Raw genomic sequence first — 11,192 nt, forward strand, 5'->3', positions numbered from 1 at the left:
CGTACGCCTTAAGGACCAGCCGCGCTTCCGGGTCCGGAAGCGGTCGATCCCCTTACCACCAGCTCCGGCATGAAGACGAACTCGCTGTGCGGGGCCGGGGTCCCGCCGACCTCCTCCAGCAGGGTGCGCACGGCCGCCTGGCCCATGGCCGGGACCGGCTTGCGGATCGTGGTCAGGGGTGGATCGGTGAAGGCGATCAACGGGGAGTCGTCGAAGCCGACCACCGAGATGTCACGCGGCACTTCGAGCCCGCGCTGCCGCGCTGCCCGGATCGCCCCCAGTGCCATCATGTCGCTGGCGCACACCACCGCCGTGCAGCCCCGGTCCATCAGCGCGGACGCCGCGGCCTGCCCGCCCTCCAGGGTGTAGAGGGAGTGCTGGATCAGCTCGGACTCGATCTCCTCGTCGGTCAGTCCCAGTTGCTCGCGGACCGCCTTGACGAACCCCTCTATCTTCCGCAGCACCGGGACGAACCGCTTGGGCCCGAGTGCCAGCCCGATCCGGGTGTGCCCGAGCGCGACGAGATGGGTCACCGCGAGCCGCATCGCCGCCCGGTCGTCGGGGGAGATGAACGGCGCGTGCACCCCAGGGGCGAACCCGTCCACGAGGACGAACGGCACCCCTTGGGCGCGCAACTTCTCATAGCGGGACATGTCGGCACTGGTGTCGGCGTGCAGCCCGGAGACGAAAATGATGCCCGAGACGCCCCGGTCCACCAGCATTTCGGTGAGTTCGTCCTCCGTGGAGCCGCCCGGGGTCTGGGTGGCCAGCACGGGGGTGTAGCCCTGCCGGGTCAGCGCCTGGCCGATGACCTGGGCCAGGGCCGGGAATATCGGGTTCTCCAGCTCCGGGGTGATCAGCCCGACCAGTCCGGCGCTTCGCCTGCGCAGCCGTACAGGGCGCTCGTAGCCGAGCACATCGAGTGCGGCGAGCACCGATTCGCGGGTGGCCGCGGCCACGCCCGGCTTGCCGTTGAGCACGCGGCTGACCGTGGCCTCGCTGACCCCCGCCTGGGCTGCGATATCGGCAAGCCGTGCGGTCATGGGATTGGACTGTACCGGTCGCATGTCAGATTGCCCACCAGGTGCTGGAGTCGGCGGGAAGGCGGACCGTCCCGTCGCCGAAACCGGGTGCCCCCGACGACAGCAGCACCGTCCCCGGCACGGGCAGCTCCACCTCCGTGCCGGTGGTGTTGGTGGTGCAGAGGAAGCCGTCGCGGGCCAGGGCGAGCACGCCTTCGGGCGCGTCCAGCCAGGTCACCGCGTCACCCGCGCCAAGGCCGGGGTGCTCACGGCGCACCGCGAGCGCCGCCCTGTACAGCTCCAGCGTCGAGCCTGGCACTCCGGTCTGCGCTTCCACACTCAGCTCACCCCACGAATCCGGCTGCGGGAGCCAGCTGCCAGCGCTGCCGAAGCCGTGCGACGAGCCCGAGCGCGTCCACGGGATCGGCACCCGGCAACCGTCACGGAATCCGTCCTGGCCCTCGGCCCGGAAGAACGACGGGTCCTGGCGCACCTCGTCCGGCAGGTCGGTGACTTCGGGCAGCCCCAGTTCCTCGCCCTGATAGATGTACGCCGAACCCGGCAGCGCCAGCATCAGCAGCGCCGCCGCGCGTGCCCGCCGCAGGCCGGCGGGGCCGTCGCCGTAGCGGGTCGGGTGGCGCACCACGTCATGGTTGGACAGCACCCAGGTGGTCGGGGCGCCGACCGAGGCCGTCGCCGCGAGCGAGGCGTCGATGACCTCGCGCATCCGGTCCGGGTCCCAGGGACAGCGCAGGAACTGGAAGTTGAAGGCCTGGTGCATCTCGTCCGGGCGGACGTACAGGGCGAGCCGCTCCGCAGTCGGGGCCCAGGCCTCGGCGACACCGATGCGCTCGCCCTCGTACCCGTCCAGGAGCCGGCGCCAGGAGCGGTGGATCTCGTGTACCCCGTCCTGGTCGAAGAACGGCAGCACCTGCGCGCCGATCATCTTGGCCTGCTCGCGCAGCCCGATGTCGGGCATGCCGTCCGCCTTGACCATCCCGTGGGCCACATCGATACGGAACCCGTCGACACCCAGGTCCAGCCAGAAGCGGAGCACCGAGGCGAACTCCTCGGACACCGCGGGGTGTTCCCAGTTGAGGTCGGGCTGCTCGGGCGCGAAGAGGTGCAGGTACCACTCTCCCCCAGCCTCCGGCTGGGAGGTGCCCCCATCGCCGTCCGGCACCGCGGCCCGGGTCCAGGCCGGCCCGCCGAACACGGACTCCCAGTCGTTGGGCGGCAGCTCGCCGTTGGCGCCCTTCCCGGGGCGGAAGTGGTAGTACGCCCGCTCGGGACCGCCCGCGAGCGCCGCGAGGAACCAGGGGTGCTGGTCGGAGGTGTGGTTGGGCACGATGTCGACGATCACCCGCAGACCGAGCCGGTGCGCCTCGCGCACCAGGTCGTCCGCGTCGGACAGCTTGCCGAAGAGGGGGTCGACGGCCCGGTAGTCGGCCACGTCGTACCCGCCGTCCGCTTGCGGGGACGCGTAGAACGGGGTGATCCAGACCGCGTCCACGCCGAGCCCGGCGAGATGGGGAAGCCGCTCCCGGATGCCCCGCAGGTCACCGATGCCGTCGCCGTCGCTGTCGGCGAAGGAGCGTACGTACACCTGGTAGATCACGGCGTCACGCCACCAGTCACCCCGCTGCCGGGGGAGGTGCTCCGGGGCGGTGGTGCTGAGCTCCTGGGTCATGGACGGTCCCTTCGGGTCTTTCGGGTGCTGCCGATGCCTGCGGACACGTAAATCGGGAGGAACGGTTCAACGTCGACCTCCCTCGAAGGTAACAGCGCTGCAATCTCTTGCGGAAGCAGTTGCTGAGGCCAACGGAACGGGTGTCAGTCAGTACAGACTGCGATCGGACGAGGCCGGAGGGTGTGAATCACCGGGCTGGCAAGCTCCCGGACGGCAACCTTGAGGACACGCGGATGTAACGATCCCCGCCTCTTGCGGAAATCTCTCGCAAGCTCTTTCGGTCTTCTTTCAACCTTGTTACGTTCCTCCACGAATCGGCGCCGTGATGGTGCGGCCCCATCGAAGGAGTTCACATGCGACGTGGCATAGCGGCCACCGCTCTGGTCGCGAGCCTGGCGCTCTCGGCGACCGCGTGCGGCGGCGACGACAGTGAGGGCGCGAAGAACAGCTCGGGCGGCAAGCTGTCGGGTACGGTCACCTGGTGGGACACGTCGACCGTCGGCAGCGAGGACAAGGTCTTCAAGAAGCTGGCCGAGGGTTTCACCAAGCAGCACCCCGACGTCAAGATCAAGTATGTGAATGTGCCCTTCGGCGAGGCGCAGAACAAGTTCAAGAACGCCGCGCAGTCCGGCTCCGGCGCCCCCGACGTCATCCGCTCCGAGGTCGCCTGGACCCCCGAGTTCGCCGACCTCGGCTACCTCGCCCCGCTCGACGGCACCGCCGCGCTGAAGGACGACAAGGACTTCCTGGAGCAGGCCGCCGCCTCGACGAAGTACAACGACAAGACTTACGCCGTCCCGCAGGTCATCGACACCATGGGCGTCTTCTACAACAAGAAGATCTTCAAGGACGCCGGTGTCGAGGTCCCCGCCACCATCGCCGAGCTGAAGACCGCCGCCAAGACCATCAAGTCCAAGACCGGCAAGACCGCCCTGTACCTGCGCGGTGATGACGCCTACTGGTTCCTCTCCTTCCTCTACGGCGAGGGCGGCGACCTGGTCGACGCCGAGAAGAAGCAGATCACGGTGGACAACCCGGCCGGCGTCAAGGCCCTGAAGGTCGTCAAGGACCTGGTCGACTCCGGTGTGGCCAAGACCGACGCCACCGACGGGTGGAACAACATGCAGTCGGCCTTCAAGGACGGCAAGGTCGCCATGATGATCAACGGCCCCTGGGCCGTCGCCGACACCTACGCCGGCAAGGAGTTCAAGGACAAGGCGAACCTGGGCGTCGCCCCCGTGCCTGCCGGCTCCGCAGGCCAGGGTGCCCCGCAGGGCGGCCACAACCTCGCCGTCTACGCGGGATCCAAGAACCTCGAGGCCTCCTACGCCTTCGTCGAGTACATGACCTCCGTCAAGGCCCAGACCCAGGTCGCCGAGGAGCTCAACCTGCTCCCGACCCGCACCTCCGTCTACTCCAACCCGAAGGTCGCGGCCAACGAGATCGTCGGCTTCTTCAAGCCGGCCGTCGACAAGGCCGTCGAGCGCCCCTGGATCCCCGAGGGCGGCAGCCTCTTCGCCCCGCTCGTGACCGAGTACACCAAGGTCCTCACCGGCCAGACCACCCCCGACAAGGGAGCCTCGACGGCGGGCGACGCCTACCGCAAGCTCCTCAAGGACTGGAAGTAAGGGAAGAGACCGACTGATGGCTGTCCACACCAGCGGCCAGTCGGTGGCGAAGGCCGCGGAGCCCAACAGGGCCCGCGGCCGTCGCCGCGACTCCGCAGCGGCGCCCGGCAAGCTCCGCCGCGCCCTCTCCACGCACTGGTACGCCTGGACCATGGTCGCCCCCGTGGTGATCGTGATCGGGGTGATCATCGGCTATCCGCTCGTCCGCGGGATCTATCTGTCGCTGACCAACGCCAACGAGCGGAACGTCGAGCGGTCGATCGGGGTCAACCACCTCCCGGCGACATACGAATTCGTCGGCCTCGACAACTACGCCGACGCGCTCACCGGCGACCAGTTCCTCGACACCCTCGGGTGGACGCTGGTGTGGACGGTCTCCTGCGTGGCCGTCACCTTCGGCCTGGGCCTCGCCCTCGCCAACGTCCTCAACCGCCGGATCGCCGGCCGGTCGTTCTACCGGATGATGCTGATCCTGCCCTGGGCCGTGCCCGGCTTCGTCTCCGTCTTCGCCTGGCGCTTCCTCTACAACGAGGACAACGGCCTGCTCAACAAGATCCTCGCGGGCGGCGGCATCGACGCGGTGCCGTGGCTGAACGACCCGACGATGGCCAAGGTGGCCGTGATCGCCGTCAACGTCTGGCTTGGTGTCCCGTTCATGATGGTCGCCCTGCTCGGCGGGCTCCAGTCCATCCCCGGCGAGCTCTACGAGGCCGCCGAGATGGACGGCGCCAACGCCTGGCAGCGCTTCCGCCACATCACCATGCCCGGTCTGCGCTCGGTGTCCACCACCGTGATCCTGCTGAGCACCATCTGGACCTTCAACATGTTCCCGGTGATCTTCCTGCTGACCCGGGGCGGTCCCGGTGAGGCCACCCAGATCCTGGTGACCCAGGCCTACAAGTTCTCGTTCGAGATCAGTCCGCGCGACTTCGCACAGTCCTCCACCTGGGGCGTGCTGATCCTCGTCCTCCTGATGCTCTTCGCCGCGGTCTACCGGCGAGTCCTCCGCAAGCAGGGAGAAACCTGGTGACCACGACGACCAATGTCCCGGCGAAAGCCCCGGTCGGAGCGGTGAAGTCCCCGGTGCGTGGCCGGCGCCGCTCGCCGGTCGCCTCACTCGGACTGCATCTGACGCTCGTGGTGGCGTCCGTGATCGCCGTCTTCCCGGTGCTGTGGGTGTTCCTGACCTCCCTCAAGCCCGCGGAGTACGCGACCACCACCGACTTCGTCAAAGAGACGACGTTCGAGAACTACGCCAAGCTGATCGACGACACCGAGTTCCTCACCTGGTTCGGCAACTCGCTGCTGGTCGCCGGTCTCACCACGGTGCTCGGCGTGTTCGTGGCCGCCACCACCGGCTACGCCGTCAGCCGCTTCCGCTTCCCCGGCAAGCGCGGTCTGATGTGGACCCTGCTGATCACCCAGATGTTCCCGGTCGCGGTGCTGATCGTGCCGATCTACAACATCATGGCGGCGCTGGGGCTGCTCAACGAGCCGGCCGGCCTGGTGATCACCTACCTCACCATCGCCGTGCCGTTCTGCGCCTGGATGATGAAGGGCTTCTTCGACACCATCCCGCGCGAGATCGACGAGTCGGGCCAGGTCGACGGGCTCACCCCGTTCGGCACGTTCTGGCGGCTGATCCTGCCGCTGGCCAAGCCCGGAATCGCCGTGACGGCGTTCTACTCCTTCATCACCGCCTGGGGCGAGGTGGCCTACGCCTCCGCGTTCATGGTCGGCGACGAGAACCTCACCCTGGCCGGCGGGCTCCAGAAGTTCGTCAACCAGTACGGCGCCCAGTGGGGCCCGATGACCGCGGCGTCCGTGCTCATCGCGATCCCCGCCGCGGTCGTGTTCCTCTTCGCCCAGCGGCATCTGGTGACCGGTGTATCGGCCGGCGCCGTCAAGGGCTGAGCCCGCCGCTCGCCTCAGGTCCCCCCACACCTTCCGCATCCGATCACATCCAGGGATGAAATGACCCAGCACCTCGCCGCCCCCGCCCACCACCCGACCAGTGGCACGCACATCGGCTGGTGGCGGGACGCGGTGATCTACCAGGTCTATCCGCGCAGCTTCGCCGACGGCAACGGCGACGGCATGGGCGATCTCGCGGGCATACGCGACCGGCTCCCGTACCTCAAGGAGCTCGGCATCGACGCGGTCTGGCTCAGCCCCTTCTACGCATCCCCGCAGGCCGACGCCGGTTACGACGTCGCCGACTACCGGGCCATCGACCCGGTGTTCGGCAACCTGCACGACGCCGACGCGCTGATCCGCGCCGCTCACGAACTCGGTCTGCGGGTCATCGTGGACCTTGTGCCCAACCATTGCTCGGACCAGCACGACTGGTTCCGTCAGGCGCTGCGCGAGGGCCCCGGATCCCGGCTGCGTGAGCGCTTCCACTTCCGCCCGGGCAGGGGCGCCAACGGCGAGCTGCCGCCCAACGACTGGGAGTCCATCTTCGGCGGGCCGGCCTGGACCCGGGTCGCGGTGCCGGACGGCGATGGGGGCACCTCCCAGCCGGAGGCTGGGGGAGAGTGGTACCTGCATCTCTTCGCGCCCGAGCAGCCCGACTTCAACTGGGAACACCCCGCAGTCCAGGACGAGTTCCGCTCGATCCTGCGCTTCTGGCTCGACCTGGGCGCCGACGGCTTCCGCGTCGACGTCGCCCACGGCCTGGTCAAGGCCCCGGGCCTGCCCGACATCGGGGGCAGCGAACAGCTCAAGCTGCTCGGCAACGACGTCATGCCGTTCTTCGACCAGGACGGCGTGCACGAGATCTACCGCTCCTGGCGGCGGATCCTCGACGAGTACGAGGGCCAGCGCGTCCTCGTCGCCGAGGCCTGGACCCCGACGGTCGAGCGCACCGCGCTCTACGTCCGCCCGGACGAGATGCACCAGGCCTTCAACTTCCAGTACCTGACCACGAACTGGGACGCGCAGGAGCTGCGCGGGGTCATCGACGGCTCGCTGGCCGCGATGCGCCCCGTCGGCGCCCCCACCACCTGGGTGCTGTCCAACCACGATGTCACCCGGCACGCCACACGCTTCGCCAACCCGCCCGGTCTCGGCACCCAGCTGCGCGACCAGGGGGACCGTGAGCTCGGTCTGCGGCGGGCGCGTGCGGCGACACTGCTGATGCTGGCGCTGCCGGGTTCGGCGTACATCTACCAGGGCGAGGAACTGGGACTTCCGGACGTCACCGACCTGCCGGACGAGGTGCGCCAGGACCCGTCGTTCTTCCGGGCCGAGGGCCAGGACGGATTCCGTGACGGTTGCCGGGTGCCGATCCCGTGGACGCGCTCGGGTTCGTCGTACGGTTTCGGCAGCGGTGGCAGCTGGCTCCCGCAGCCGGATTCGTGGGGTGAGCTGAGTGTGGAGGCGCAGACGGGTGTGCCCGGTTCGACGCTGGAGCTGTACAGGGCGGCGCTCGCGGTGCGCCGTGAGCACCCCGGCCTTGGCGCGGGTGACGCGGTGACCTGGCTGGACGCGCCCGAAGGCGTGCTCGCCCTGGCCCGCGAGGGCTTCCTCTGCACCACCAACACCACGGGTGCGGACGTGGAACTGCCAGTCCCCGGAGCCCTGCTGCTGGCCAGCGGTCCGGTGGCGTTCGGCGAGGGCGCCGGCGGCGGAACGGCCGTGCTGCCCGCCGACAGCACGGCGTGGTGGACGGTGTGACCGTCCCCCGGCAGAGGAGCGGCGGCATGGGGGTGGCCGCTCCTCGGCTCGCCGACATCGCGGCGCAGTCGGGGGTCAGCGAGGCCACGGTCAGCCGTGTGCTCAACGCCAAGCCGGGCGTATCGGCGGCCACCAGGACGCGGGTGCTCGCCGCGCTGGACGTACTCGGCTACGAGCGGCCCGTAAGGCTGCGCAGGCGCAGTGACGGGCTGGTGGGGCTGGTGGTGCCGGAGCTCACCAACCCGGTGTTCCCGGCGTTCGCGCAGGTCGTCGAGCAGGCGCTGAGCGGCTACGGGTACACCCCGCTGCTGTGCGCCAAACAGCCCGGCGGGGCCACGGAGGACGAGCTGGTGGAGCAGCTCGAGGAGAGCGGTGCCGACGGCATCGTCTTTCTGTCCGGGCTCCATGCCGACACCTCGGCCGACCCCGCGCGCTATGCCGAACTCGCCGCCCGCAAGGTCCCGTTCGTCCTCATCAACGGCTACAACGAGCAGATCTCGGCCCCCTTCGTCTCGACGGACGACCACATGGCCGCCGCCATGGCCGTGCGCCATCTGGCCGAACTGGGCCACGACCGGATCGGCCTGGCGGTCGGCCCGGTCCGCTATGTGCCGTCCCGCCGCAAGACGGAGGGTTTCCTCGCGACGGCGGGACCGGGCGCCGAACGGTACGTCCGCCACACCCTGTTCAGTGTCGAGGGCGGCCACGCCGCGGCGGCCGAGCTGATCGAGGCCGGCTGCACCGGCATCGTCTGCGGCAGCGACATGATGGCCCTCGGTGCGATCCGCGCCGCCCGCGAGCGGGGCCTCGACGTACCGGGCCAGGTGTCGGTGGTCGGCTACGACGACTCCCCGCTGATCGCCTTCACGGACCCGCCGCTGACCACCGTGCGCCAGCCCGTCCACGCGATGGCGTCGACGGCGGTGGGCGCGCTGCTGGAGGAGATCCGCGGCAATCCCGTGCCGACCACGGAGTATCTGTTCCAGCCGGAGCTGGTGGTACGGGGGTCGACGGCGCGTCCATCGCGCTGAGGCGCCGACCGCCACGACGGTCACGACGTCACGACGGTCACGACGACAAGGTCCCGACGACGACCTGGGCCCGAGGTGCATGGCGGGCACCGCCGGCGGGAGCGGCACTGCACCGGCCGCGACCGGACGCCGGGGAACCCGGTCGGCTGATGAAGACGGCAAGGAGCGGCGCCATGCCGCTCCTTGCCGTCGTGCGCATCGCGGGCACGACGAACGGACGCAGACCCCCGGGTGCTACGTGCCTCTCGTGCAATTTCTTGCGGACTCATGTCTTCCATGAGTCCTGCAGATGTCGAAACTGTTGACCGTTGGACCCGCTGGGCCTACGGTCACCTGCACAGAGGGTCTTGCAATCTTGCAGCAAGAACATTCAATCCCCATCTCCACCCGGGCCCTCCGCACCGACCTCTCCCCACTCCCTTCCTGAGCCGCAGGAGGAACCACATGGCCAGCAGGTCCCTGGCCGCCGCCCTCGCTTTTGTGGCGGGTGCGGCGACAGTGGTGCTCGCGCCACCGGGAGCCGCACAGGCGGCCCCGCCAGGCAGCAAGGATGTCACCGCCGTCCTCTTCGAATGGCGCTTCGATTCAGTCGCCCGTGCGTGCAGCGACACGCTCGGGCCCGCCGGTTACGGATACGTCCAGGTCTCCCCGCCCCAGGAGCACATACAGGGCGGGCAGTGGTGGACGTCCTACCAGCCCGTCAGCTACCGGATCGCGGGGCGGCTCGGTGACCGCGCCTCGTTCTCCGCGATGGTCGACGCCTGCCACGCGGCGGGCGTGAAGGTCGTCGCCGACACCGTCATCAACCACTTGGCCGCCGGCAGCGGTACCGGCACGGGCGGTTCGTCGTACACGAAGTACGGCTACCCCGGTCTGTACTCGTCCCGGGACATGGACGACTGCACCGCGCAGATCACCAACTACCAGGACCGCGCCAACGTCCAGAACTGCGAGCTGGTCCAGCTCGCCGATCTCGACACCGGTGAGGAGTACGTCCGCACCAGGATCGCGGGCTATCTGGACGACCTGCTGTCGCTGGGCGTCGACGGCTTCCGGATCGACGCCGCCAAGCACATGCCGGCCGCCGACCTCGCCGCCATCAAGGCCAAGCTCCGCAACCCCGACGTGTACTGGAAGCAGGAGGCCATTTACGGAGCCGGTGAGGCGGTCTCGCCCAGCGAGTACCTCGGCAACGGCGACGTGCAGGAGTTCCGCTATGCCCGCGACCTCAAGCGGGTCTTCACCAGCGAGAACCTCGCCCACCTCAGGAACTTCGGCGAAGGCTGGGGCTATATGGCGAGCGGCCGGTCCGCCGTCTTCGTGGACAACCACGACACCGAGCGCGGCGGTGACACCCTCAGCTACAAGGACGGCGCCGGCTACACGCTCGCCAACGTCTTCATGCTGGCGTGGCCCTACGGGGCACCGGATGTCCACTCCGGCTACGTGTGGTCCGACCGGGACGCCGGACCGCCGAACGGCGGCAGGGTGAACGCCTGCTACAGCGACGGCTGGAAGTGCCAGCACGCCTGGCGCGAGATCTCCTCGATGGTCGCCTTCAGGAACGTGGCCCACGGTCAGGGTGTCACGAACTGGTGGGACAACGGAGGGGACGCGATCGCCTTCGGGCGCGGCGACAAGGCCTTCGTGGCCATCAACCACGAGTCGTCCCCGCTGACCCGGACCTTCCAGACCTCGCTTCCCGCGGGCGCCTACTGCGACGTCCAGTCCGGTACGGGCGTCACGGTCAACTCCTCGGGGCAGTTCACCCGCACCCTGGGCGCCGACACGGCCGTCGCGCTGCACGTGGGCGCACGGAACTGTGGTTCGGCGAGCATCGCGGGAGCCTCGTTCGGCGTCAGCGCCACGACCGTGCTCGGCCAGAACATCCATGTCACCGGCGACCACGCGGCTCTCGGCAACTGGAACACCGGTGCCGCGTTGAAGCTGGACCCGGCGAGCTACCCGGTGTGGAAGCTCGACGTCGGTCTGCCCGCCGGTACGGCCTTCGCGTACAAGTACATCCGCAAGGACGCCACCGGCACCGTCGTGTGGGAGAGCGGCGCCAACCGCACGGCGACCGTGCCCGCGAGCGGCACGGTCACGCTGAACGACACCTGGCGCGACTGAAGCGCCACCACCC

At 69.2% G+C, this 11,192-nt stretch carries 8 protein-coding genes; 6 read left to right on the forward strand and 2 right to left on the reverse strand.

Annotation, left to right across the window (positions count from 1 at the left end; all coding sequences use genetic code 11):
* Positions 1–8: 8 nt before the first annotated feature.
* Both ACFV6V_RS04555 and ACFV6V_RS04560 read right to left on the reverse strand, forming a co-directional pair.
* Positions 9–1,043: a LacI family DNA-binding transcriptional regulator gene (locus ACFV6V_RS04555; protein ID WP_385558994.1), complete on the reverse strand. Its 1,035-nt coding sequence runs from the start codon at positions 1,041–1,043 to the stop codon at positions 9–11.
* Between the two features lie 25 nt (positions 1,044–1,068).
* Entirely contained in the window at positions 1,069–2,712 is a 1,644-nt protein-coding gene (locus ACFV6V_RS04560) for a glycoside hydrolase family 13 protein (protein ID WP_385558997.1), read from the reverse strand.
* Positions 2,713–3,065: 353 nt separating this feature from the next.
* On the opposite strand from ACFV6V_RS04560, the gene ACFV6V_RS04565 reads away from it, so the two are divergent.
* The 6 genes from ACFV6V_RS04565 to ACFV6V_RS04590 all read left to right on the forward strand — a co-directional run bounded on the left by ACFV6V_RS04565 (position 3,066) and on the right by ACFV6V_RS04590 (position 11,179).
* Complete coding sequence (locus tag ACFV6V_RS04565) at positions 3,066–4,340, forward strand: extracellular solute-binding protein (RefSeq protein ID WP_385559000.1); 1,275 nt, start codon at positions 3,066–3,068, stop codon at positions 4,338–4,340.
* Between the two features lie 16 nt (positions 4,341–4,356).
* On the forward strand, positions 4,357–5,370 hold the full coding sequence (locus tag ACFV6V_RS04570) for a carbohydrate ABC transporter permease (protein ID WP_385559003.1): 1,014 nt from the start codon (positions 4,357–4,359) through the stop codon (positions 5,368–5,370).
* A 41-nt stretch (positions 5,371–5,411) separates the two neighbouring features.
* Positions 5,412–6,254, forward strand: coding sequence for a sugar ABC transporter permease (locus tag ACFV6V_RS04575; RefSeq protein WP_385559347.1), 843 nt, complete (start codon positions 5,412–5,414; stop codon positions 6,252–6,254).
* Between the two features lie 60 nt (positions 6,255–6,314).
* Positions 6,315–8,018: a glycoside hydrolase family 13 protein gene (locus tag ACFV6V_RS04580; RefSeq protein ID WP_385559006.1), complete on the forward strand. Its 1,704-nt coding sequence runs from the start codon at positions 6,315–6,317 to the stop codon at positions 8,016–8,018.
* 26 nt (positions 8,019–8,044) lie between these two features.
* Positions 8,045–9,049 (forward strand): LacI family DNA-binding transcriptional regulator, encoded by a 1,005-nt coding sequence (locus ACFV6V_RS04585; RefSeq protein ID WP_385559009.1) that lies wholly within the window; start codon positions 8,045–8,047, stop codon positions 9,047–9,049.
* 444 nt (positions 9,050–9,493) lie between these two features.
* A complete protein-coding gene (locus tag ACFV6V_RS04590) occupies positions 9,494–11,179 on the forward strand; it encodes a carbohydrate-binding module family 20 domain-containing protein (RefSeq protein ID WP_385559012.1) in 1,686 nt (561 codons plus the stop codon).
* Positions 11,180–11,192 lie beyond the last annotated feature (13 nt).

Origin of the sequence: Streptomyces sp. NPDC059828, from assembly GCF_042731955.1 — a bacterium.
Taxonomy (GTDB): Bacteria; Actinomycetota; Actinomycetes; order Streptomycetales; family Streptomycetaceae; genus Streptomyces.

Coding starts and splice junctions, on each gene's coding strand:
- ACFV6V_RS04565 (WP_385559000.1), top strand. CDS start 3,066: ATGCGACGTGGCATAGCGGCCACCGCTCTGGTCGCGAGCCTGGCGCTC.
- ACFV6V_RS04555 (WP_385558994.1), bottom strand. CDS start 1,043: ATGACCGCACGGCTTGCCGATATCGCAGCCCAGGCGGGGGTCAGCGAG.
- ACFV6V_RS04580 (WP_385559006.1), top strand. CDS start 6,315: ATGACCCAGCACCTCGCCGCCCCCGCCCACCACCCGACCAGTGGCACG.
- ACFV6V_RS04560 (WP_385558997.1), bottom strand. CDS start 2,712: ATGACCCAGGAGCTCAGCACCACCGCCCCGGAGCACCTCCCCCGGCAG.
- ACFV6V_RS04590 (WP_385559012.1), top strand. CDS start 9,494: ATGGCCAGCAGGTCCCTGGCCGCCGCCCTCGCTTTTGTGGCGGGTGCG.
- ACFV6V_RS04570 (WP_385559003.1), top strand. CDS start 4,357: ATGGCTGTCCACACCAGCGGCCAGTCGGTGGCGAAGGCCGCGGAGCCC.
- ACFV6V_RS04585 (WP_385559009.1), top strand. CDS start 8,045: ATGGGGGTGGCCGCTCCTCGGCTCGCCGACATCGCGGCGCAGTCGGGG.